The organism is Pseudoalteromonas phenolica, assembly GCF_005886345.1.
Classification (GTDB): domain Bacteria; phylum Pseudomonadota; class Gammaproteobacteria; order Enterobacterales; family Alteromonadaceae; genus Pseudoalteromonas; species Pseudoalteromonas phenolica_A.
The window spans coordinates 31,733-54,132 of sequence record NZ_PNEC01000001.1; the positions used below are offsets into that span (position 1 = coordinate 31,733).

General features: G+C 41.7%; 21 protein-coding genes and 1 riboswitch. Of the genes, 10 read left to right on the forward strand and 11 right to left on the reverse strand.

Annotation, left to right across the window (positions count from 1 at the left end; translation table 11 throughout):
- Positions 1-2: 2 nt before the first annotated feature.
- Genes CWB72_RS00175 through argC form a run of 4 tightly spaced genes read right to left on the reverse strand, consistent with a single transcriptional unit; the run spans position 3 to position 3,941 of the window.
- Entirely contained in the window at positions 3-1,211 is a 1,209-nt protein-coding gene (locus CWB72_RS00175; protein ID WP_130254085.1) for an argininosuccinate synthase, read from the reverse strand.
- Positions 1,212-1,221: 10 nt separating this feature from the next.
- Positions 1,222-2,142 (reverse strand): ornithine carbamoyltransferase, encoded by a 921-nt coding sequence (locus tag CWB72_RS00180; RefSeq protein WP_138628369.1) that lies wholly within the window; start codon positions 2,140-2,142, stop codon positions 1,222-1,224.
- A gap of 9 nt (positions 2,143-2,151) precedes the next feature.
- A complete protein-coding gene (argB, locus tag CWB72_RS00185) occupies positions 2,152-2,931 on the reverse strand; it encodes an acetylglutamate kinase (RefSeq protein WP_138628371.1) in 780 nt (259 codons plus the stop codon).
- A complete protein-coding gene (gene argC, locus CWB72_RS00190) occupies positions 2,928-3,941 on the reverse strand; it encodes an N-acetyl-gamma-glutamyl-phosphate reductase (protein ID WP_171037190.1) in 1,014 nt (337 codons plus the stop codon). The genes argB and argC overlap by 4 nt, the downstream gene beginning before the upstream one ends.
- A gap of 188 nt (positions 3,942-4,129) precedes the next feature.
- Between argC and argE the strand changes: the two genes are divergently transcribed.
- Positions 4,130-5,290 (forward strand): acetylornithine deacetylase, encoded by a 1,161-nt coding sequence (gene argE / locus CWB72_RS00195; protein WP_138628375.1) that lies wholly within the window; start codon positions 4,130-4,132, stop codon positions 5,288-5,290.
- 59 nt (positions 5,291-5,349) lie between these two features.
- Here argE and CWB72_RS00200 read toward each other — a convergent pair whose 3' ends face one another.
- Both CWB72_RS00200 and CWB72_RS00205 read right to left on the reverse strand, forming a co-directional pair.
- Positions 5,350-6,165 carry a substrate-binding periplasmic protein gene (locus tag CWB72_RS00200; RefSeq protein WP_138628377.1) on the reverse strand — a complete coding sequence of 272 codons (816 nt, stop codon included), beginning with the start codon at positions 6,163-6,165 and terminating at the stop codon, positions 5,350-5,352.
- A gap of 66 nt (positions 6,166-6,231) precedes the next feature.
- Positions 6,232-8,019 carry a GGDEF domain-containing protein gene (locus CWB72_RS00205; protein WP_138628379.1) on the reverse strand — a complete coding sequence of 596 codons (1,788 nt, stop codon included), beginning with the start codon at positions 8,017-8,019 and terminating at the stop codon, positions 6,232-6,234.
- 153 nt (positions 8,020-8,172) lie between these two features.
- Here CWB72_RS00205 and gmk point away from each other — a divergent pair, with 153 nt between their 5' ends.
- The 4 genes from gmk (at position 8,173) to CWB72_RS00225 (ending at position 11,872) form a co-directional block, all read left to right on the forward strand.
- Positions 8,173-8,796 carry a guanylate kinase gene (gmk, locus tag CWB72_RS00210; RefSeq protein ID WP_130254092.1) on the forward strand — a complete coding sequence of 208 codons (624 nt, stop codon included), beginning with the start codon at positions 8,173-8,175 and terminating at the stop codon, positions 8,794-8,796.
- Positions 8,797-8,898: 102 nt separating this feature from the next.
- A complete protein-coding gene (gene rpoZ, locus CWB72_RS00215; RefSeq protein ID WP_058031056.1) occupies positions 8,899-9,174 on the forward strand; it encodes a DNA-directed RNA polymerase subunit omega in 276 nt (91 codons plus the stop codon).
- A 177-nt stretch (positions 9,175-9,351) separates the two neighbouring features.
- The gene (gene spoT, locus CWB72_RS00220; protein WP_138568313.1) at positions 9,352-11,472 is read left to right on the forward strand and encodes a bifunctional GTP diphosphokinase/guanosine-3',5'-bis pyrophosphate 3'-pyrophosphohydrolase; all 2,121 of its coding nucleotides are present in this window, start codon (positions 9,352-9,354) and stop codon (positions 11,470-11,472) included.
- Between the two features lie 7 nt (positions 11,473-11,479).
- Positions 11,480-11,872: a RidA family protein gene (locus tag CWB72_RS00225; RefSeq protein WP_138568312.1), complete on the forward strand. Its 393-nt coding sequence runs from the start codon at positions 11,480-11,482 to the stop codon at positions 11,870-11,872.
- Positions 11,873-11,945: 73 nt separating this feature from the next.
- Here CWB72_RS00225 and CWB72_RS00230 read toward each other — a convergent pair whose 3' ends face one another.
- Both CWB72_RS00230 and CWB72_RS00235 read right to left on the reverse strand, forming a co-directional pair.
- Entirely contained in the window at positions 11,946-13,799 is a 1,854-nt protein-coding gene (locus CWB72_RS00230; RefSeq protein WP_138628381.1) for a TonB-dependent receptor domain-containing protein, read from the reverse strand.
- A gap of 37 nt (positions 13,800-13,836) precedes the next feature.
- A riboswitch (cobalamin riboswitch) is annotated at positions 13,837-14,032 on the reverse strand.
- An 82-nt stretch (positions 14,033-14,114) separates the two neighbouring features.
- A complete protein-coding gene (locus CWB72_RS00235; protein ID WP_130254096.1) occupies positions 14,115-14,597 on the reverse strand; it encodes a YajQ family cyclic di-GMP-binding protein in 483 nt (160 codons plus the stop codon).
- Positions 14,598-14,772: 175 nt separating this feature from the next.
- Here CWB72_RS00235 and CWB72_RS00240 point away from each other — a divergent pair, with 175 nt between their 5' ends.
- Both CWB72_RS00240 and CWB72_RS00245 read left to right on the forward strand, forming a co-directional pair.
- On the forward strand, positions 14,773-15,123 hold the full coding sequence (locus CWB72_RS00240) for a VanZ family protein (protein WP_130254097.1): 351 nt from the start codon (positions 14,773-14,775) through the stop codon (positions 15,121-15,123).
- The gene (locus CWB72_RS00245) at positions 15,116-16,018 is read left to right on the forward strand and encodes a ketopantoate reductase family protein (RefSeq protein WP_138628383.1); all 903 of its coding nucleotides are present in this window, start codon (positions 15,116-15,118) and stop codon (positions 16,016-16,018) included. The genes CWB72_RS00240 and CWB72_RS00245 overlap by 8 nt, the downstream gene beginning before the upstream one ends.
- Positions 16,019-16,073: 55 nt before the next feature.
- On the opposite strand, the gene CWB72_RS00250 is transcribed toward CWB72_RS00245, so the two are convergent.
- Entirely contained in the window at positions 16,074-18,500 is a 2,427-nt protein-coding gene (locus CWB72_RS00250; protein ID WP_138628385.1) for a zinc-dependent metalloprotease, read from the reverse strand.
- Between the two features lie 160 nt (positions 18,501-18,660).
- On the opposite strand from CWB72_RS00250, the gene CWB72_RS00255 reads away from it, so the two are divergent.
- Complete coding sequence (locus tag CWB72_RS00255; RefSeq protein ID WP_138628387.1) at positions 18,661-19,629, forward strand: class 1 fructose-bisphosphatase; 969 nt, start codon at positions 18,661-18,663, stop codon at positions 19,627-19,629.
- A 60-nt stretch (positions 19,630-19,689) separates the two neighbouring features.
- Here the strand turns inward: CWB72_RS00255 and CWB72_RS00260 are convergent, their stop codons facing one another.
- Complete coding sequence (locus CWB72_RS00260; protein ID WP_138628389.1) at positions 19,690-20,028, reverse strand: hypothetical protein; 339 nt, start codon at positions 20,026-20,028, stop codon at positions 19,690-19,692.
- A gap of 27 nt (positions 20,029-20,055) precedes the next feature.
- Here CWB72_RS00260 and CWB72_RS00265 point away from each other — a divergent pair, with 27 nt between their 5' ends.
- On the forward strand, positions 20,056-20,388 hold the full coding sequence (locus tag CWB72_RS00265) for a DUF5522 domain-containing protein (RefSeq protein ID WP_138628390.1): 333 nt from the start codon (positions 20,056-20,058) through the stop codon (positions 20,386-20,388).
- Between the two features lie 25 nt (positions 20,389-20,413).
- On the opposite strand, the gene CWB72_RS00270 is transcribed toward CWB72_RS00265, so the two are convergent.
- Positions 20,414-21,247, reverse strand: coding sequence for a sulfurtransferase (locus CWB72_RS00270; RefSeq protein ID WP_138628392.1), 834 nt, complete (start codon positions 21,245-21,247; stop codon positions 20,414-20,416).
- Positions 21,248-21,319: 72 nt separating this feature from the next.
- Here CWB72_RS00270 and CWB72_RS00275 point away from each other — a divergent pair, with 72 nt between their 5' ends.
- A complete protein-coding gene (locus CWB72_RS00275; RefSeq protein ID WP_130254104.1) occupies positions 21,320-22,399 on the forward strand; it encodes a glycosyltransferase family 9 protein in 1,080 nt (359 codons plus the stop codon).
- Position 22,400: the final 1 nt, after the last annotated feature.

Consider the following 22,400-nt stretch of genomic DNA (forward strand, 5'->3'; position numbering starts at 1 on the left):
TCTTATTTAGCCTTTGCGTTTAATGCGGCAATTCTGCTCGATAATGAGAACAGGCGAATAAACCCTTCAGCATGCGACTGGTCATACACATCATCTTCACCAAATGTGGCAAAATCTTCACTGTATAAGCTATTTACCGATTGCTTTTGTACTGCAGCAACTTGGCCCTTATACATTTTTAAGATCACCTCACCTGTTGCAACTTCACTCAGCGCTTCAGCACCAGCTAATACTGAATCTTTTAACGGCGTGAACCAACGACCGTCATAGACTAAATGAGAAAACTCAGAAGAAAGCGCCTCTTTCCATTTGCGACTTGCTTTATCTAGCACTAACTCATCGATTGCTTGCAGTGCGGCCATCATGACTGTGCCACCTGGCGTTTCATAACAACCACGAGACTTCATGCCCACTAAACGGTTTTCAAGAATATCAACACGACCTACACCATGCGGTGCGGCTAGTTTATTCAACTCCATTAAACATTTATAAGGGCTATAACGCTCACCATTCACTGCAACGATTTCACCTTTCTCAACAGACACAGCGACAAACTCAGGTTTATCTGGTGCTTGCTCTGGTGCAGTTGTCCAAGTCCATACTTGGTCGCTTGGCTGGTTCCATGGATCTTCCAGTTCTCCACCTTCGTGTGAAATATGCCAAGCATTGGCATCGCGGCTGTAAATCTTTGTCGCAGAAGCAGCACATGGGATATTTCGCTCTGCAAGGTAATCAAGTAATGACTCACGGCTTGATAGATCCCACTCACGCCAAGGCGCGATCACTTTTAGATCTGGTGCTAATGCCGAGAAACAAGATTCAAAACGTACTTGGTCGTTACCTTTACCTGTACAACCATGTGATAGCGCATCGGCACCCACTTTGCGTGCAACTTCAACTTGTGCTTTAGCAATAATAGGACGTGCCATAGACGTACCTAATAGATAAGTGCCTTCGTAAATCGCACCCGTTTTTAATGTTGGGTATATATAGTCGCTGACCATTTCTTCTTTTAAGTCAACAATGTGGCACTCTGAAGCACCTGACGCTAAAGCTTTTTCTTCAACACCTACTAGCTCTTCTTCACCTTGGCCCACATCAGCAACAAAGGCTACCACTTCACAACCATAGTTTTCCTTTAACCAAGGCACGATTGCCGATGTATCTAGTCCGCCAGAATAAGCCAGTACAACTTTTTTAATTTCGCTCATTACTTTACCTTTACGCATAATTTGGATTTAACAGTGATACCAGCAATGCATTTTGGGCATGCATGCGGTTTTCAGCTTGTTGAATAATTTTTGAATTTGCCCCGTCCATCACCTCTGAAGTGATTTCATACTCACGGTGCGCTGGCTGACAATGCAATATCGTACTTGCACCTGATTGCGCGACCAGTTGTTGATTAATTTGATACGGCATATACTTGGCTTTGACTTGTTCAAGCGGGGTCGTATCTCCCATCGACACCCAGGTATCTGCATAAAGTGCATCTGCACCTGCTGTAGCTTCAATATCGTCACTAACAGAAATAGAAGCACCTGTATCTTGTGCTATCAACTCTGCCTGCTTCAACATTTGCGCATCCGGTGAAGCACCTTTAGGACAAACAGCAACAAAATTAGTACCTAGCGTTGCAGCTAATAACATCAGAGAATGAGTGACGTTATTCCCTTCACCTAGATACGCGAGTTTAATTTTACTGACGTCACCATAAACTTCTTGCAGTGTTAAAAAGTCAGCCAATGCCTGACATGGGTGGTATAGGTCACATAAGCTGTTCACTACAGGGACACTCGAAAACTCAGCCAATGTTTGCAATGAACTATGTGCATTAACACGTGCCACGATGCCATCCGCCCAAGTCGCAATATTAAGGGCAAAATCTTTCACCGACTCACGGCCGCCCATCGCACCGTTTTGTTGGTCTAGATAAACCGCATGACCACCTAGACGATTAATACCAATATCAAAAGACACACGAGTACGTAAGCTCGGCTTTTCAAACAAGGTAACGATAGATTGACCAGCGAGCGCTTGATTAAATTCTTTTGGCTGCTGCTTGATTGTTTGTGCAAGCGACAATAGTTTTAGCGCTTGTGCTTTATTTAGTTCTAATCCAGTTAAAAAATGAGATGTCATTGCTATTTCCTAAGGTGTAATTTTTGTACCGACATGGATGCCTTGAACTAAGGCAATAAGATTTTCTGGCTTCTGCCAGCTCGATATATACACCCCGCGTCGTAAGTGTTGTGCAGCGTGCAGGCTGGTCTTCACTTTGACCTCCATGCCGCCAACAATGACTCCTTCTTCGATAAGAATAGCAATGTGTTGTTCAGATAATTGATGTAAAGGCTGCTTATTCGCATCAAGCACCGCTTCTACATCTGTCATATAAATAAGCTCAGCATCTAGTTGCTCAGCAATCGCCGCCGCCGCTTCATCGGCATTGACGTTATAAAGTTGGCCATCAGCGCCAATTCCAATTGAGCTCACCATAGGTGTTCTACCCAGCTCTAACAGCGTAGGTAAAATACTTGCTCCACCTTGTTGGCACTCGCCCACTTGACCCAATGCTTTGAGTTTTTGCGAAGCAATTAAACCCGCTTCATATAGACAAGTACCCACAGGCTTTAAACCCGCTTTAATCGCTTGACCACTCAGTTGTTTGTTTGCAGTACCTGCCAATGCGCCCACAATATATGGCATCTGTTCTTTTGGACTGATACGAAGACCTTGATGCTTAGCCGTTGCAAAACCCGCATCCGACAACCACTTATCAACTAACGCGCCGCCGCCATGTACCACAACAAACTGTTTGTCGACTTGTACTTTTGTCAGCTCAGCAATTGCAGAAAATAGTCCCATCGCTGCATCTTCCGTGTTTAACACCGCTCCACCGACTTTAATGACCCATGTTTGCATCTTCATGACACTCCTTTTAAGCCAAGTTCAGCAGGTAGTAATGCTGCAATATTCATACACTGTAGCGCTTGGCCAGCAGCCCCTTTTAACAGGTTATCGATGGCAACCACCACAATCAGTTGCTCACCTTGTACTTGCCAGCCAATATCAACATACGGCTGTTTAGCCACACCTTTAATTGAAGGCATTTGCTTAGTGCCTTTTAAACGAATTAGCGGCTCGTCGGCCAATACCTGAAATGCTTCATTAACCTGGTGCTCACTTACACCCGGCTTCAGCTTCACATAAATGGTTTCAAGAATACCGCGAGCAAAATTGCCTAAGTGCGGGGTGAATAACACAGAGTGATCAAGATACTGTGAAATTTCAGGCGTATGCCTGTGATTAAATAAACCATAAGGTGCGAGAGACACTTCGCAAAACTGTGTGCCAATATTGGCTTTGCGACCCGCCCCCGTTACGCCCGATACAGCATTAACAATGATGGTTTCATCGGCGAGTAAATTTGCTTCCTTAAGAGGCTTCAAGCCATTTAACGCAGCGGTAGGATAACAACCTGCAACAGCAACCAGTTGTGCCTGTGAAATGCCCTTTGCATTCCACTCTGCTAAACCATATTCAGCTTGTGCAAGCCAAGTAGGTGATTGGTGGGTAAAACCATAAAAGCTGTCGTAGTCTTGAGGATTTTTAAGCCTAAAACCACCAGATAAATCGAACACCTTTTTACCCATGGCTAAAAACTTAGGCGCGAGCTCTACACTGACTTTATGATCTGTACACAGACAAACGAAGTCTGCATTGGCTTCGATATCCGCAAAGGCTTGTTCATCAAGAGGTAAAAGAAGCGTGTCGAGCAAAGAGGCATGTTCTGGATATAAGTCACTCAGGAGCTTTCCTTTGTCTAAACTTTGCTCTGACACAAAACATCCAGCAAGGGAGAAGTTGGGATGTTTGGCAATTAAACTGGCTAATTCAGCGCCGCTATAGCCGCTAGCGCCAATAATGGTTACATTCAACATAGTAAAAAAATCTCTAAAAATTTGGTTCTGTTTCGTGCCCTCAGGGCATTATTTAAAAAGTGTTGAATGTATATCGTCGCATCTTAGCCTCAAATTATATTTATGCTCAAAAAGTGAATTGATATTCATACTAAACACATATAAATTATTATGCAAACATTTTGAATAAATATTTTCGGATAAATATGACTACTCCAGCATTTATAAATATGTATCAGGCGCTTATTGCAGAACCTTCAATCAGCGCGCTTGATCCACAGCTCAATATGAGTAACTACTCAACCATAGAACTGCTTGCTGCTTGGTGCGAAAATCTTGGATTTAGCGTTGAAATAACCGAGTTGACGACTGCGCCAGGTAAATTTAATTTGCTGGCTAAACGTGGTAAAGGTGAAGGCGGATTAATGTTAGCAGGGCATACTGATACCGTACCTTTTGATGATAGCCGTTGGAGTTACGATCCTTTTAAACTCAGCGAATCTGATAATAAACTATTTGGGCTGGGTAGTATTGATATGAAGGGCTTTTTTGCTTTTGTCATTGAAGCAATAAAACAACTAGATGCCCAAGATGTAAAACAATCTAAACCCATTATGATCCTCGCAACCGCAGATGAAGAAACCACCATGGCGGGCGCACAAGAGGTGGCGAAACATCAAAGCTTAAAACCTGAGTTTTGTGTCATTGGTGAACCGACTGATATGGTGCCTGTATTCACCCATAAAGGGCACATGAGTAGTGCCATTCGAGTAACAGGCAGGTCGGGGCATAGCTCTGATCCCGCACGTGGTTTAAATGCCATTGAAGTGATGCATAAAATCATTGCAAAGCTGTTGCAGCTCAAAGACACTTTAAAGAATAAATATTCAATTGAGCATTTTGCAATACCCTACCCGACTTTAAACCTAGGGCATATACATGGGGGTGATAATGCCAATCGTATCTGTGGCTGTTGTGAGCTGCATTTAGACATTCGCCCACTGCCTGGGCTGAGTATTCAAGAGCTGCAATTATTATTGCTAGAAGCAGTAAAAACAATTAATGATGAATACCCAAATAGCGTTGATGTGATTGACTTACATGATCCTATTCCGGCCTTTACTGGCACAACCGACAGTGCCTTAGTAAAACTCGCCGAAGCGGTTTCTGGAGAGCAAGCCATTGCAGTAAACTACTGCACCGAAGCGCCTTTTTTACAACAACTAGGCTGCGAAACCATTGTTATGGGCCCTGGCTCTATCGAGCAAGCTCACCAGCCTGATGAATATTTAGCAATGGAGAAGATCAAACCTTCGCAGGAGAAGATTACTAAGTTGATAAATCAAATTTGTTTCAAAGCATGCTAAAAAAGGAGCCATTAGCTCCTTTTTACATTTAAACCCCTATCTAATCAGTCCTGAATAATTTACTTTGCAGTGTAATATGGATTTTTTAACTTTATGGCATTGTCAGGCTGATACATAGATAACCGCGCTAAATCGTCTTTAAAATAACTAGCAAACAGTGCATCAAACTCTCCGTTACTTTGCAATTTGTTCAGTCCTCGCTTTAAATCCGCTGCCAATTTAGGCTTTGCATTATTAACAAAAAAATAAAACGCCGTTGGATATTCCAAATAGATATTAGGCAATAAAGTGAATTGTTCTGGATTTTCTTCAAGCTCAGAATTTACTTCAATGAAAGATCTAGGAAAGTAATCAACTCTGCCTACTGACAATAGTTTAAACATAGCCTGATAGTTCGAGAGTGGTTTTATTGGAAGGTTGTTAAACGCTAAGATCTTTGTATCTGGCCAATCATGTCCTTGCACTGCAGTAAACGCGCTCAACTGCTCTAAGTTTTGCAGCGTTGAGAATTGTGCAACTCGCTCTTTCTTCACCATGATCGCACGCTTACCTATGTAACCTTTAAATAAAGGTATAGGAATCGTAATTGCTATTTGCTCTCGATCTGGGCTGGTCATACTCCAATGCAAGTCTACCTTACCTTTAGAGAGAGCCATCAAAGTGCGCTGTTGATGAGGGTGAACAGTGACATGCTCATAGTCGTAAGTGGCTCCTGCGGCTATTAACGCTTTATCGAGCAACTCATAAAGGTAATGATCTCGCTCATAAAGCTTTCTTGGCTCTTTCGCGACTTTTATGGTTTCAGTTTCTTTTGCCTGAAGCTGAAAAGCACCACAAACACTTATAATAATGAAAAAATTGATGAGTCTCTGCATATAGTGGGCTCCCACTCATTTTACTCTAAGCTACCCAAAATAGAGCCATGACTCAAGTATTTCTGATTAAGAAACAATCGCCACCGTTGGTCGACACTTATTAGCCACAAATAAATAGCTGTTACGATAACGCTTGGCTTCTTTCTTGGCATCTGTTGCAAGCGCCGCTACCTGATGACTGTTATGGCAGCTATCAACATGCGGTGACACCAAGCCAATAGAAAGTGTGAGCAAAGGTACAAACTGCTGCTGCCCTTCTCTATTTGTCGCCCAATACCCACCTGCTTTCACATGCTCAGCGGTAAAATAGCCTTTAGATTTCAATTCAAACTCATTAATAATGTCTCGGCAAAGCGGTTCGGCATCATCACCATCAAATACCACCATGAAATCATCACCACCAATATGGCCCACAAACCCAGAAAAACCTGCGCAACAGTTACTGATAACATCGGCTAGTAGCTTAATTACCTCATCACCACTAGCATAACCATACAAATCATTGAATTGCTTAAAGTGATTTAAATCAACATACGCCAAGGTGAAGTTTTGTTTATTCAACAGTCGCTGTTCTATGGCTTCGTTAATTGCGACATTACCGGGTAACATAGTGAGTGGGTTTGAATGCTGCGCATTGCGAATTTTTTCTTCGGTGATGTGTTTTAAAATTGCTCTAAGTGGTACCAAACCTAAATATTTTCCGCCTTGCGTCACCACAATGTGGCGGCGAATATCAAAGTCTTGCTCCGTAATTAACTGACTTACTTCGTCTAACTGAGTTTTCTCATCAACAATTAATGGTTGCTTATCCATTAAAGAAGCCAATGGCTTTTTAGCATACAAAGCATGACCATAAGGCGCTGCAAAAACTTCTGTTAATTGATCACGGTGAAGCAAGCCCATAGGGGTTTGATGCTCATCAACAACAGCGAGACTCATCAACTGCTTATCTTTTTCAAACACCCGATGTACGTCTTGGCACAACACTCCATTTAATACCGCTGGGGTGACATGCGTTAACTCCCCAATTATTTTAGCTAAACCTCGATGCATCACATTTCCTTGTGTTTGACTCGATTCTTTTAAAATATTTGGGTAGGCATTTACTGGCACATTAGCGGGTCTTGCAATTAAAAAGCCTTGCGCATTTGTAATTCCTAGCTGAGTGATAAGGGCTAATTCTTCAGCACGTTCAATTCCCTCAGCAATAACAGCTGTACGTGTTGCTTTAGCAAGCTCTATGATTGACTTTAAAAACTCGCGTTTAACCAAGCTCTGATCGCAATGATCGATAAAATAGCGATCAATCTTGACAAAATCAGGCTGCAATTCAGACCACTGTTTCAATCCTGAATAACCCGCACCTAAGTCATCAATGGCAATGTTAAAGCCTAATTTACGATAATGGCCGATGGTTTTCAGCAATAAAAAGCCGTCATCTACTTTATCTTGCTCGGTAACTTCAATCACGACTTGGCTGGCCTGTAAGCCATACTGCTGAATAAGTTGCAGAGTTTCACCTCTAGGGTGATTTGGGTCTAGCAGTGTATTTGGACTGACATTTAGAAACAATTTGCCCGATAGGTTCAATTCAGCAAAACGCTCAATCGCTTTTTCACGGCATAACAGTTCTAATTCAGAAAGTTTATTAAAACGCTGTGCAGCAGCAAATAAAGCATTTGGTGATTCTAATTCAGATCTTTCAGGGCCTCGGCTTAATGCCTCAAAACCCAGAATAGTTTGCCGCGCAACATCGCAAATCGGTTGAAATAAAGTTTCAACCAAGCGTTCGTCTAAAATTGTTTGTAAACTCTGTGCGTCAATTTTAAACGCCTCTATGCGACTACTCTCCACTGCAGATCACCAAAACAGAAACAGCATCTGATTAGTTTACAACCGCTGTATGACAATTTTATTGCGCTCGAAATCTGTTCTAGCCAATTAAACTTGCAGGGTTTAAAATATGCTTTTAGAAACCAAATCACGTTTCAAGCCACAGATTTAATTATGACATCACAAACTCGCGGTAATTTATTTATTCTTTCAGCGCCTTCTGGGGCTGGTAAATCAAGCCTGATCAAAGCATTGTTAGAGAAACATGCTGATATTAAAGTGTCAGTTTCTCACACTACTCGCGGCCCTCGCCCAGGTGAAAACAATGGTGAGCACTACCACTTTGTCAGCGTAGATGAATTCAAAGCCTTGATTGATCAGGGCGACTTTTTTGAATGGGCGCAAGTGTTCGAAAACTACTATGGCACTTCAAAAGCAGCGATAGAATCTCAACTTGAGCAAGGTATTGATGTGTTTTTAGATATTGATTGGCAAGGTGCGCGTCAAGTTCGTGAATTAATGCCATCAGTGAAAACGGTCTTTATTTTACCACCATCGCAAGCCGAACTTGAAAATCGCTTAAATAACCGCGGACAAGATTCTCAAGAAGTCATTGCAGGCCGCATGGCGGAAGCAAAATCAGAAAGCTCCCACTATGATGAGTTCGATTATGTACTAGTTAATGACGATTTCGATCTTGCACTTACACAACTTGAACATATCGTAATAGCTGCTCGTCTTGAACAAGATGCACAAAAACACCGTCATCAAAGTTTAATTGCTGAGTTATTGGCTTAATCTCTCTTATTTAAACAAGATAAATTTTTAACCACCTATTGGAGAATTGGTTTGCATCAAGTAAACTTACCAATTCGACATGAATAACTTTGGAGTGCTTCGATGGCTCGCGTAACTGTAGAAGATGCAGTAGATAAAATTGGTAACCGTTTTGACTTAATCCTAGTAGCGGCGCGTCGCGCTCGTCAGATCTCTGTAGGTGGTAAAGATCCTATGGTTGATGCTGAAAACGATAAGCCAACTGTAATCGCTCTACGTGAGATCGAACAAGGACTTGTGAACAACTCGTCTCTTGATATGATCGATCGTGAAGAGCAACAAAACCAAGAAGCTGCAGAGCTTGCTGCGGTTGCTGCAATTGTTGGCGGTAACAGCTAAAACCCCCTGCACTTCATACTCAAGGCCAGCTTTAACGCTGGCTTTGTTGTTTTTAAGCCTATACAACAAAATAATTACCTTCCGTAGACATAAAAGTCACAGCTAGCCATTGGTTTCTCTGATAATTCATCGTATATTCATAGCATCATATTACTTCACTGGAACATTGGAGTGTGAATGTATCTTTTTGAAGGCCTGAAACAAAAGATCTCAGAATACCTTTCCCCCGCTGACGTAGAACTGGTACAAAAAGCCTACGTGGTGGCGCGTGAAGCCCATGAAGGGCAAACTCGCTCAAGTGGCGAGCCTTATATCACTCACCCAGTTGAAGTGACACAAATTCTTGCAAGTATGCGTTTAGACCATGAAACCTTAATGGCTGCGCTGATGCATGACGTCATCGAAGACACTGACTTCAGTCAACAGGACCTTGCCGAAATATTTGGCAATACAGTTGCTGAACTTGTAGAAGGTGTGAGCAAGCTAGATAAACTCAGCTTTAAAGATAAAAAAGAATTCCAAGCTGAAAACTATCGCAAAATGATCATGGCAATGACGCAAGATATTCGCGTTATTCTCATTAAGCTTGCGGACAGAACTCATAATATGCGTACTTTAGGTGCACTTCGCCCTGATAAACGCCGTCGAATTGCCCGTGAAACCCTAGAAATTTATGCACCGATCGCAAATCGCCTTGGTATTCACGACATTAAGAATGAATTAGAAGACTTAGGCTTCCAAGCTCTCTACCCTATGCGTCATCGCGCTTTAAAATCAGAAGTAGCGAAAGCACGCGGCAATAGAAAAGAAGTGATCACTAATATTCAAGGTGAAATCGAATCGCGCCTTGAAGAAGCAGGCATTCAAGCCAGTGTCAGTGGCCGGGAAAAGCATCTATACAGCATTTACAAAAAAATGCTCAACAAAGAGCTTATGTTCAACGAAGTCATGGACATTTATGCCTTCCGTATTGCCGTTGATAACCTAGATACCTGTTACCGTATACTCGGTGTAGCCCACAATTTATATAAACCAATCGAAACACGTTTTAAAGACTATATTGCCGTACCAAAAACCAACGGCTATCAGTCTTTACATACCTCACTTGTTGGGCCGCATGGTATTCCAGTCGAGATCCAAATTCGCACCCACGATATGGATCAAATGGCTGACAAAGGGGTTGCTGCGCATTGGATGTATAAAAAGTCCGGTGACAGTGCGGGTCATACTGCACAGCAACGCGCTCGTCAGTGGATGCAGAGCCTACTTGAATTACAACAAAGTGCTGGTTCATCGTTTGAATTCGTCGAAAACGTTAAGACTGAACTATTCCCAGAAGAGATTTATGTCTTCACGCCTGATGGCCGCATTGTAGAACTGCCTATGGGTGCCACAGCCGTCGACTTCGCTTATGCGGTACATACAGATGTCGGTAATACCTGTGTAGGCGCGCGTGTAAATCGTAAACCTTATCCGCTCAGTAAAGCGCTCGATACAGGTCAAACCGTAGAGGTCATCACTAGCTCTGGTGCGCATCCAAATGCTACTTGGTTAAATTTCATTGTTACAGGTAAAGCGCGCTTAGGGGTTCGTAACTACCTTAAGAGCCAGCGTGAAGAAGAAGCGCTTGAATTAGGTCGTCGTTTACTCGATTCTGCTCTTGGGGAGTATCAATTAAGTGATATCTCGCAAGAACAAATAGACCGTGTATTAGCAGAGCACAAACTTTCAACCATGCTCGAACTACTGGTTGAGATTGGCTGTGGCAATATCATGAGTGTCCTCATTGCTAAGCGTTTATTACAAAATGATGATCTTGACGAAGATGATGGCAGTATTGAAACGCTAGCAAATAAAGCGAAAGCTGCGATCATCGGTACTGAAGGCATGCTAGTAAATTACATGAAATGCTGTCGTCCTGTGCCTGGTGACGCCATTACTGCTTATGTCAGTCAAGGTAAGGGCTTAAATGTTCACCGCCAAGAATGTAAAAACATTAAAGGTTGGGAAAGCGAGCGTTCGAAATATTTCGTCGTAAAATGGGATGACAACCCAGAGAAAGAGTATATTGCAGGTCTTAGAGTTGAAATCATCAACCACCAAGGTACGCTTGCAAAATTAACTAGCGTAGTGGCAAGCACCAACGCAAATATCGTCGAAATTGCCACTGACGAAAAAGAAAGTAACTTATATATCATTGATTTAGGTATCACGGTTAAAGACCGTGTTCACGTCGCAGATGTGATGCGTAAGATCAGGGTAATGCCTGACGTTCAACGTGTATACCGTAAAAAGTAGGATTATTATGAACAAAGCAATTATTTCAACAGACAGCGCACCTGCAGCCATCGGCACATACAGCCAAGCGGTTAAAGTGGGTACTGCTGTATACCTGTCTGGCCAGATCCCATTAGTACCAGAAACCATGGAAGTCATCTCTGAAGACTTCGCAGAGCAAACACACCAAGTATTTAAAAATTTAATCGCGGTGTGTGAAGCTGCTGGCGGACGTTTACAAGACATGGTTAAGGTAAATATCTTCTTAACTGACTTAAGCAACTTTGCAACAGTGAATGAAATCATGAGCCAGTACTTCTCAACACCTTACCCAGCCCGTGCTGCAATTGGTGTTAGAGAACTACCAAAAGGTGTGCAAATCGAGATTGACGGCATCATGGAACTGCCTTCAACAAACTAATTTAGCACTTAACACGCATTAAAAAGCCAGTCAGATGACTGGCTTTTTTATAATGACTCTTTTTAGTTATTTATTAAAACTGAATAGAAGCACCAACATATAACTGACGACCTAAAGGTACATAACCTAATAAATCACCATTTTGAGCAAAGCCTGAGCCTGCTGTCGTATATGACTTATCAGTTAGGTTTTCCACACGTGCATTTAACTCAAGTAAATCAAATAGTGTATAGTTAGCTGATAAATTAAAGACAGTGTATGACGCTAAAGTCGTGTCATAGAAAGAGATCGACGGTCTTTCAGAGCGATACTGCATGTTCAAGCTTACATCTAGCTTATCCCATGTTTTAGATACCGTGTAATTAAATGCTTTGTCTGAACGACGAGGTAAATCTGCCCCTGTTGTATCATCCTTTGCATCTAAGAAAGTTAAATTAGCGTCATGTTCAAAGCCAAACGCTGATAATGCTAAACTTAACTCAACCCCTTTCATAGTTGCGCTATCAACATTGTAAGGAATGTACTTACCTGTATCTGCGTCATACTGATTAGAGATCAGGTTATCAATTTGATTACTAAAAATAGCAAAATCATAACGAACAGCACCTGTAGTAACACTTAAACCGAATTCATTATTCGTCGCTTCTTCAGGTTTGATATCTACATTAGGTAAATACCAAGGGCTATCTTTTACAAAAGCATTCGTTAAAGATGGCGCTCTAAAGGCTGTACCATGGTTTAAACGAAGGGTAACGTATTTATTCGCTTTAATACCAAAAGCACTGCTATAGGTATTTGCACGACCATGGAAATCATAGTCATCTGTACGTGTTACTAAGTTTGCTAACCATTTACCATCATTATAAAAGCCACCAACAAATACCGCTTTGTTATCGCGAGAACTCTCGCTGAATGACGCGCTTGATTCACCTAAGTCTTCAGTCAGTAAGTTTGCACCTGCAGTTAACTGAATATCTTGGTTTAGGGTATATAAAGTGCGGTATTCAAACTCTGAACGCTCAGTGCTATAGCTATCTTTTACTTCAGTGCCTGTTTGTATATTTTCTTCTTGAGACAGACTTAACGCGGCATTATGAACAAACTGCGCAGTTTTCTTTTCCCAAGCTAACTTAGCGCTATAGTTTTCAAATTCGTATTCATCGTTGCCCCAAGCATTATCATAATCAGCGTGGCCATTGCTGTATTGCCCTAGTAAACTCAATACACCATATTGCTCTGCATCATAGCTGATATTTACACCTAGATTACGATTGATGTATCCGTCACGATCATGATCTTTACCAATTGGCGCTTCAGGATCTTTTTCAATAACATCATAGCCATCTGTGCGTTCAAGGCCAAAATTGAAGCCCACAGTTAAGTTGTCTTGTGATACTTTACTCGCACCTTGTAAGTTAAAGTAATTGTGCGCACCTGTCGTTACATTAACCTGATGCTGCTGTGCATCGCGCGTAATAATATTGATCACCCCCGCGATCGCATCTGAACCATAAATTGCAGCACGCGCACCTTTTACGACTTCAATACGTTCAATACTATTTACAGGAATATTAGTAAAAGACACATCACCTGAGTTGGCATCGCTAATGCGAACACCATCAACTAAAACTAGGGTATGCTTAGTCGAAGCACCACGAACAAATACGCTCACCTTTTGACCAAAACCACCATTGCGAACAATATCAACACCTGAGATATTATTTAATAGTGATGGTAAATCCCTTATATTTGATTGTTCAATTTGCGCTCGATCAATCACATTTACAGTGGCTAACGCGGTATCAATTGATTGAGAAAATTTATTAGCAGTTACTGTGATACGCTCGATAGGCTGATCTTGCTCAGCAGCAACAGAAAATGACAGTGCAGCTGTAATTGCGGCACCTAACAAAGATTTTTTAAGCATAGTATTTCCAAACTTGCGCCCACCGCACAAGTAACAACAAGTAAGTTAGTTCAAGGCCGGTCTCCGGACTTTGTGTTAATCATGAAAGATTAAAACATCACCGTTGCGGGGGCAGTGTTGGACTACATACTTTCCCGTGTATATTCACCAACTTCCCGATTATCTCGATTTCATTCAATTAGGTATCTGGTGTTTCTCACCATAAATCGAGCACCTTGAAAAGAGGCGCTATTGTGCACAAATAATGAAAAAAAGGCAATGGACGTCTAGAAATCTAAAGGGCGTAATTCGCCCTTTAATACTAACTGAATTGAATTAGTCGCGGAAATTTTTAAATTGGAAAGGTTGACCTAATTCACCGGTGCGAACAAGCTGCATAACTTCTTGCAAGTCATCGCGTTTTTTACCAGTTACACGTACTTCTTCACCCTGGATAGAAGCTTGCACTTTGATTTTAGAGTCTTTGATAAGTTTAACGATTTTCTTCGCCATGTCTTTATCGATACCCTGTTTAAGTGCAACCTTACGAGACACATATTTACCTGAACGCTCAATGTCTTTTAGCTCAAGGCTTGAAACATCTAGACCACGCTTAGACGCTTTAGCAGCAATAATGTCGAACAACTGCATTACTTGCTGGTCAGCTTCTGCTTTTAGGTTGATAGTTTCATTCACTAACTCGATTGATGCGTCAACACCGCGGAAATCGTAACGAGTTTCTAATTCACGGTTTGCATTATCTACCGCATTTTTCGCTTCTGTCATTTCAATTTCAGAAACAATATCAAATGAAGGCATTATTTATCTCCTGATCTTAGTATGGGCTGATTATAACAAGCAAAAACCAACACGGTATAAAAATTTATCTTCCCAATCACATACATTTACAAGTCACTTTGGGATATTCACCCACCATCCATTTTTCGGTGATATACTGCTTTCACTTTGCCAGCATAGAGATATAGGAAGTTTTGTGACAAGGCGTATATACCAAGCTTTATTAATACTCACTTTAAGTGTTTGCACTTTTTTATTTGCCAAAGAGATCCAGCATTCAGGTATTCGTTTTGAACACGCAGATAAAATCGCGCATTTTGGTATTTTCTTTGTACTGGCTTTTATTACTCACCACGCCACACGTTTTCCTATCTGGTTGCAACTTTGTCTATTAACAGGTTACGGCATAGGTATTGAGTATATGCAAGATAGCTTACCTTATCGTCAAGCTTCTATTGGTGACTTTATTGCCGATGTCGCTGGTGCAGCAAGTTATTATGTGAGTTATTTCGCTTGGCGTGAGTGGCAAAATAAACGTCATGGCTAACATTCATATTCTAGGGGCGGGTGCAGTTGGTCTTAGCTTTGCTTTTCATTTAAGTGGTAAACATCAAATCACGATCCTAACTCGCAAAAGCAAAAAACAACCTTTTTATTATCAAGAGAACGCCTTAAAAGAAAAAATTGATGCAAAAGTTATCGAAGTTAGTAGCCTAAGACCACAAACAAAAATCGATACTTGTATGATTTTTGTTAAGTCATATCAGCTCAATGATGCTTTCAAAACTATTCAGCCGTTCTTGAGCCAACACGCCAACCTTATTATTAGCCACAATGGCATAACTGATCTATCCACTATTTCAAAAGTGCTCACAAGCACACAAAGTTTATTTTTTATCAGCACTTCGAGAGGGGCGCTAAAGCCAACCTATAATGAAGTAAAACAAACAGGCATAGGCGACACTTTTTTTGGTGCTTGCAATGACGCAGCTAAAAATAAAGTAAGTGATGTTTTTGACTCACTTATAGCTGAGAGTATTCTACCCAGTGCCATTCATCACAATATAAATTTGCTACGATGGCAAAAGCTCATGGTGAATATTGCCATCAACCCACTCACAGCATTAGAACAAATACCAAACGGGCAATTACTTAAGCCTCAATATGCAATCAAAGTTATGAATTTATTAAATGAGGCATGCTTAATAGCTAATCATCTTGGTATCAACATTACCCTCAAACAAGCACTCAACAATGCTTATACTGTGATGCGACAAACTCGTTTAAACAACTCCTCGATGGCGCAAGATATCAAGCAAGGTAGGCAAACTGAAATAGGCGCAATTTGCGGGTATATTGTCAATGAAGCAGAAAAGTTGGGAGTGAACGTCCCCCATAATAAAGCCTTGCTAAAAGCCATTAAACAAATTGAATTAGTATAAAAAAGGGCGCTGTCATTGCGCCCTCGTTATTCAAACCAACAAACTAATTCACACGTTAAATTGGCGAACCCGGCGGCATTTTTAATGCTGTAAAACCTTCAGGCCACTTTCCTGATTCTAAAAACGCTTTCACTTGACGTGCAAGATCATGCCTAAATGCCGTGTCTTCACTCACGTTGCTAAATAGCGATCTTTGATCAAACTGTTTAGCTACACGCATTAACTGAAAACGTAACTGCGCTTGTACTTCTGGTTCAACTTTATTTGAGCTGGCTAACTGGGCTAGTCGTGCTGCTGTTAAAAATTGCACGCGTTGGGTTAGTTTTTGTGCCATGCCAGCTGCGCTATTTGCTTCAAAGATCTTGCTGTATAGTGTATTCATCAAGTCACTCAAACCAAAGTTCTTGCTGTCTCTGGCAGCATGCTGCGATAAACGATTTAAGCGTTCAGCGTTTAATAGCAGTTTTAAGCTATGATTTGCTGCCACTTCCGGTAGCGCCATGGCATCAAGGGCTAAGCCTGTACGGCCATAAACACTTTCACGGGTTTTACGCTCACCATATGCTTTAGGCGGGATCAACGCTAAGATACTCTCTGGTATCATCAACTGCTCTGCTTCAAGGGTTTTCAGCATCGCCGATAGAGCTTGTTGCTGCGTCGCTTTATCTACAATTTTCGCACCTTTAACAGCACGCTCGCTACGTACTTCATAATCGTAATCAATACCCGCGATAAGCTTCACAGCCGACTCAACTTGGTAGCGATGGAATAAAAACAGGGGTACTAATTTCTCTTCTAATTGAGATAGTGCAACACCAGTTTTAATGTTATTAATACCGAATGTGTTTAACGCTTGCTGACGAATATCGAGTACTCGCAGTAATTCTGCTGCAGGGTTTTCACCATTATCCCATAAATGTGCGGTCGGGTGACCACCACCTTGCGGGCGCGCATCAGGGTCAGAAATAAACTCTAAACCTTTGTTGTGATTTTCAGTGATGATATTAGCAAGCTCAGCTGCTTCATCTTTTCCAATGAAATCACTATAACCATATTTCACCGCTTGAATATCCCAATCGCCCATACCTTTGGCATAGCCTTTAGAAATATCTAGCTGACCTTGTGCATCAAAACCAACCAACGGGTGCGGATAATCCATTACTGACGCTCTGTTTTTAATAGACGCCGAGAAGTTATGTGCAATACCCAGCGTATGACCAATTTCATGGGCACTCAACTGACGAATACGATCAAGGGCCATATTCTGTAAATGTGTGTTTACTTCATCGCCTTTCACAAAAGGCTCTGCCAGTGCTTCTGCAATTAAAATATCTTGGCGCACACGTAATGAGCCTAATGTGACGTGACCTTTGATGATCTCACCCGTACGCGGATCAATAATTGACGAGCCATAGGACCAACCACGTGTAGCTCTGTGCACCCACTGGATCACGTTGTAGCGAACATCCATAGGATCGGCATGCTCTGGTAAAATTTTCACTTGGAAGCCATTGCTATAGCCCGCCGCTTCAAAAGCTTGCTCCCACCAACGTGCGCCATCTAATAATGCAGTTCTAACGGGCTCTGGAACACCTGGGTCAAGGTAATACACAATCGGCTCAACCGCTTCGCTTTGCGCTGCCGTTGGATCTTTTTTCGCTAAACGGTGACGAGGAATATAACGCACCAACATAGACTCACTCAGTGGTGCCGAATAGTCCTTGTGTTCAATACTCCAATATCCTGATTGCGCATGGAATTGGCGAGGCTGATACTCGTCATCAGGTAGCTTAATTAACGAGTGATGCTGGTGAATTGTCACAGCATATGGGTCTGCACTGACTTGACGAACATACTTGCCCGGCTTGCTGCCTTTAAACGTTAAGACGGCTTCAAGTTCCGTGTTATCTACAAATGCTTTAGAGCGTGGCATAAATACCGCACTGCGCGAGCCATCTAGGCTAAAGCTACCTTGTTTACGATTTGCCAGTGTACGACTCACACCATGCACATCTGATAACAAATAAGGCGTGTAATCAATCAAGACGCTGTCATTGTCTTCAGCAACAACTTTAAAGCCTTGCAGAATACTAGAAGCAAAGGCTTCGTTGATACTTTGCTTTTCAGCAGCGTTACTTGAGCTCGCACGATAGTAAGTATTTAATGCGCGAAGCATGATTTTATCGCCAAAGCGTTCAAATTGCGCGATATGCGTACCGCCTAGTTGGCCTCTATCTAGGCCGATATCATTTGAACCCACCCCGTACGGCAAACTAAATTGCAGTAAAAATGGCTGCTTGAACTTATCAACATCAAGGTAAATTTTGCCGCTTTGCGTGTCGGCATAAAAGGAGTAATGACCCGGAAAATGATTAAACTTTTCAGTAAACTCATCAATAGACTTAATTGCGGCGTGCGCTTGGGTTATCATAGTGCCCAGCAAAGCTGAGAATATGACAGGTAAAAATCCAATTTTTCGCATAATCTTATCTTTGTTATTAGAGGTTTTAAGTGGTTATCATTGTTACAGTATAATTTATCCAATCTGTTTAACAGCTATTTAAGACAAAATTCAGCGCGGCACGCAGCCCTCTCTCACACTATACTTGGCTGCGACCATAACGTTATCAGGACTATTTACTATGCGTAGACTTCCTCCAGTGTTAATTGAAGACGGTTGTTCTAGAGAGTTAGTTTCATTGATCCGCACTATCCTTGCGGCTTGTAAAGAGATTTCATTCCGTGTTGGCCAAGGCGCACTTTCTGGTGTATTAGGTTCAACATTAGACGAAAACATTCAAGGTGAAACGCAGAAGAAGCTTGATGTGCTGTCTAACCAGCTATTAAAAGACATCTTATTAGAGTCTGGCTATGTAAAAGCAATTGCCTCTGAAGAAGAAGACTACACGGTGGCGGGTAACTCAGACGCTAATTTTATTGTCGCATTTGACCCACTTGATGGTTCTTCAAACACCGACATCAACTCACTGGTTGGTACGATTTTCTCAATCATGGAAGCGCCTAAAGATTCAGATCCTGCGGATCCTGCTATCTTCATGCAACCAGGTCACAAGCAAGTTGCAGCAGGTTATGTACTATATGGCCCATCAACAACGCTTGCGCTTTCTACTGGTAAAGGCACACGTATTTTCACCCTTGATAAAACGCATGGCAGCTTCTTATTAACTGAAGACTTTGCGAAAATTCCAGAAGATACCAAAGAGTTCGCAATTAACGCCTCTAACCAGCGTCACTGGCAACCAGCAATGAAAAACTACATTCAAGATTTGTTAGCTGGAGATACTGGCCCTCGCGGTAAAAACTTTAACATGCGCTGGATTGCAGCCATGGTTGGTGATGTACACCGTGTATTATGCCGCGGTGGTTTATTCACTTACCCTGCAGACACCAAAAATCCAGAAAAACCATACAAACTTCGTTTGATGTACGAAGCAAATCCAATGGCAATGCTAGTAGAGCAAGCGGGCGGTTTAGCGCACACAGGTGAAGAGCGTATTATGGATATTCAACCAAATGACATCCACCAGCGTGTTGCGGTAATTCTTGGTTCTAAGAACGAAGTTGAGGCGTGTTTGGCTTATCACAAATAATCAGGTTTCAAGTTTAACCTAGTAAAAAAGCAGCTTCGGCTGCTTTTTTCTTATTAGCTTTTAACTTTCAGCTTTCAATAACATGCTTAATTGCTGAATTTTTCTCATTGTAATTTGTCCCATCTGTTCGGGGTTACTCAATGCATACAACACGCCTTCGACTTTTTGTGTATCGATGTCTTCTCGCATATCGAGTAACTGTGCCCACATTTCTAATTCATCAATATCTAACTGCTTACTCAGCACTTTATCTAATACAGCTAAAACATCTTGGTTACTAACGAAGTAGACAACCTCTGACTGCGAGGCAGCAAGTAAGACTGAAAAGGCCTCTGAACGCTTTTCACTAAAGTGCACGATGGCTTTAACGGCCTCAAGGTGAGTCATGTTATTATTCATGTAAATTTCTCTTATTCGAATGTATTCATGAACTGCGAGCAATGCCAGCAAACTCTAAAATGTAGTGCCGATACTGATTGCTGGTGTATGACACTGCCAAATATTCTACCTATTTCCGATTCATCTGGCTGCGTATGTCGCGCTTGTTTAATAAAAAATATTAGGATCTACATCGAAGATATAAAACACAAGCCTATAAAGGATCAGCTTGCGCTCGCACGACCTTATCAAAACAACACTAATTTTATTGAAGGCATTGATTATGATATGGAAAATGGCTTGCTCGTGATGAGTCGTTGGGCACACTTAAAACGAGGTAAGTGCTGTGGCAACGGCTGTCGCCATTGCCCTTATAAATAGACCTGAGCTCAGGTTAAGTAGTCACTTATACTTCGCCGGTTTCTATGGGTAGGCTATTTTCGGCATTGCCCCACTCTGACCATGAGCCATCGTACACAGCTAAATCTTGATAACCACATTCCTCTGCTATCATGGCCAAAATACAAGCTGTTATGCCCGAGCCGCAGCTAAACTGCAGAGACTTACCTTCGACGCCCAAAGTTTTCAACCTTTCATGTAATTCAGAGATTGGTTTCAGGCATTTGCTTTCATCGAGCACACTCGCATAGTGCATACTTTTGCTGTTTGGAATATGCCCAGAAATCATACCCGCTCTTGGCTCTGGCTCGTCGCCTGTAAAACGCTTGTAACTGCGTGCATCAAGCAATAAGCTATTAGGATCGTCTATGGCATTGAGAACCACTTGCTTATCGATAAAGTAACCCGATCTTGGATGAGCGACAAAATCACCTATGGTTTTAGCTTGACTGTACTCAGCCTGAGTAGGTAAACCCAATTCAAGCCAACGTACTAAGCCACCATCGATTACATACACCTCTTCAAAGCCCATGCTTTTGAACATCCACCAAGCACGTGCAGCACTGAAAAGGCCTTTGTCATCATAAACAATCACAGTGTCAGTGTTATTTACACCTAGCTGGCGCATTTCTGCCTGAAATTGCTGCGCACCACACATGGTGCTTGAAAGCTTTGCTTCTGGTTCACATAGTGCACCTTTGATATCAAATCGTTTGGCACCCTGAATGATTGCTTGAGGGCAATATGCCCCTTTCACGCCTGCACTCACTATGCCCGCATCGAAGACATGAACGCGTTCAAGGTTTTCTTGTAGCCACTCACACGACTTGATGTTTTTCATCCTTACTCTCCCAAAGCAACTATCAATCAGGCTATACTAGACGGCAATTTTCACAAGTACAATATAATCGCCATGGTGAACGCTATAAAAAAAGAAGCTATTAAAAAAGAAGCTATTTCAGGCCCTATTTTAGCCGTACTACCTAAGTTTATTGGCGATGCAATCAATACTCTATCTGCTATCGAGCTAATCAGAAAACTCTACCCTGACAATGAAATTTATCTTTTAGCTCGGCCTTACATGGTTGAACTATTTGCGCGCGATAAGTTTTACAATATCAAAGTGATTACCGATGAGCGTTTTGGTGAAGCTAAACTTTCAGTGTTTTCACTTGCCAAGAAGCTAAAACAACATAAATTCTCAATGGCTGTCTTATTTAGAGGCTCACTCTCTGAAGCGCTTCTAGCTAAACTTGCAGGCATTAAAACTGTCATTGGCTACGCACAAAATGGCCGAAAACCACTTCTCAGTCACCCATTAAATTTAAATGTTAATCATCATTATTTACTGAGATATTGCCGTTTAATTAACGAAACACATGGTAACTGTTTTGAGCAGTTTGATACTCCTAAATTAACTTATCAACAGGTTGAAAGTGCAGTCTCTGATAACGATAAAATCAATATTGGTCTGTATTTAGGTGGTAAGAATAAAGGTGCGCGTCACTACCCGTTTAAACAAGCAAAACAAGTGATTGCCTTACTTAATGAAAAGTATCTGCCTAACTTAATTCTGATTGGTGATAGATCGGAACAAGCAGAAAACCAAAAGCTGTTTGAATATGCAAATAGCTTGAATATGACTTGCACAGATTTAACAGGGAAAACGTCGTTGACGGACTTAGTCGATCATATTGCTGCGTTCGATTTACTAATTAGTATAGATTCTGGCCCAATGCATATGGCAGCGGCATTACAAACGCCATGCGTAGCCATTGTTGGGCAAGGCACTAGCCCTTGGTCTTTGGTAGTACCAAAAACGCCTAATGTTATCGCTGCAACGGCTGAACACAGCTTACAACTCAACGACAGTTTTCTAGTTCAAGATATTAACCCAGAAAATATTGTCCAGCGAAGCAATGCTTTACTTCAAACTAGCATAACTTTCATAGATAAAGCAGAATTAACATTACCTCAACCAAATAAGCAATAAG

Excerpts from the sequence above, each read along its gene's own strand:
- CWB72_RS00175 (WP_130254085.1), bottom strand. The coding sequence starts at position 1,211 with ATGAGCGAAATTAAAAAAGTTGTACTGGCTTATTCTGGCGGACTAGAT.
- CWB72_RS00180 (WP_138628369.1), bottom strand. The coding sequence starts at position 2,142 with ATGACATCTCATTTTTTAACTGGATTAGAACTAAATAAAGCACAAGCG.
- argB (WP_138628371.1), bottom strand. The coding sequence starts at position 2,931 with ATGAAGATGCAAACATGGGTCATTAAAGTCGGTGGAGCGGTGTTAAAC.
- argE (WP_138628375.1), top strand. The coding sequence starts at position 4,130 with ATGACTACTCCAGCATTTATAAATATGTATCAGGCGCTTATTGCAGAA.
- CWB72_RS00200 (WP_138628377.1), bottom strand. The coding sequence starts at position 6,165 with ATGCAGAGACTCATCAATTTTTTCATTATTATAAGTGTTTGTGGTGCT.
- gmk (WP_130254092.1), top strand. The coding sequence starts at position 8,173 with ATGACATCACAAACTCGCGGTAATTTATTTATTCTTTCAGCGCCTTCT.
- rpoZ (WP_058031056.1), top strand. The coding sequence starts at position 8,899 with ATGGCTCGCGTAACTGTAGAAGATGCAGTAGATAAAATTGGTAACCGT.
- spoT (WP_138568313.1), top strand. The coding sequence starts at position 9,352 with ATGTATCTTTTTGAAGGCCTGAAACAAAAGATCTCAGAATACCTTTCC.
- CWB72_RS00225 (WP_138568312.1), top strand. The coding sequence starts at position 11,480 with ATGAACAAAGCAATTATTTCAACAGACAGCGCACCTGCAGCCATCGGC.
- CWB72_RS00230 (WP_138628381.1), bottom strand. The coding sequence starts at position 13,799 with ATGCTTAAAAAATCTTTGTTAGGTGCCGCAATTACAGCTGCACTGTCA.
- CWB72_RS00235 (WP_130254096.1), bottom strand. The coding sequence starts at position 14,597 with ATGCCTTCATTTGATATTGTTTCTGAAATTGAAATGACAGAAGCGAAA.
- CWB72_RS00245 (WP_138628383.1), top strand. The coding sequence starts at position 15,116 with ATGGCTAACATTCATATTCTAGGGGCGGGTGCAGTTGGTCTTAGCTTT.
- CWB72_RS00250 (WP_138628385.1), bottom strand. The coding sequence starts at position 18,500 with ATGCGAAAAATTGGATTTTTACCTGTCATATTCTCAGCTTTGCTGGGC.
- CWB72_RS00255 (WP_138628387.1), top strand. The coding sequence starts at position 18,661 with ATGCGTAGACTTCCTCCAGTGTTAATTGAAGACGGTTGTTCTAGAGAG.
- CWB72_RS00260 (WP_138628389.1), bottom strand. The coding sequence starts at position 20,028 with ATGAATAATAACATGACTCACCTTGAGGCCGTTAAAGCCATCGTGCAC.
- CWB72_RS00265 (WP_138628390.1), top strand. The coding sequence starts at position 20,056 with ATGAACTGCGAGCAATGCCAGCAAACTCTAAAATGTAGTGCCGATACT.
- CWB72_RS00270 (WP_138628392.1), bottom strand. The coding sequence starts at position 21,247 with ATGAAAAACATCAAGTCGTGTGAGTGGCTACAAGAAAACCTTGAACGC.
- CWB72_RS00275 (WP_130254104.1), top strand. The coding sequence starts at position 21,320 with ATGGTGAACGCTATAAAAAAAGAAGCTATTAAAAAAGAAGCTATTTCA.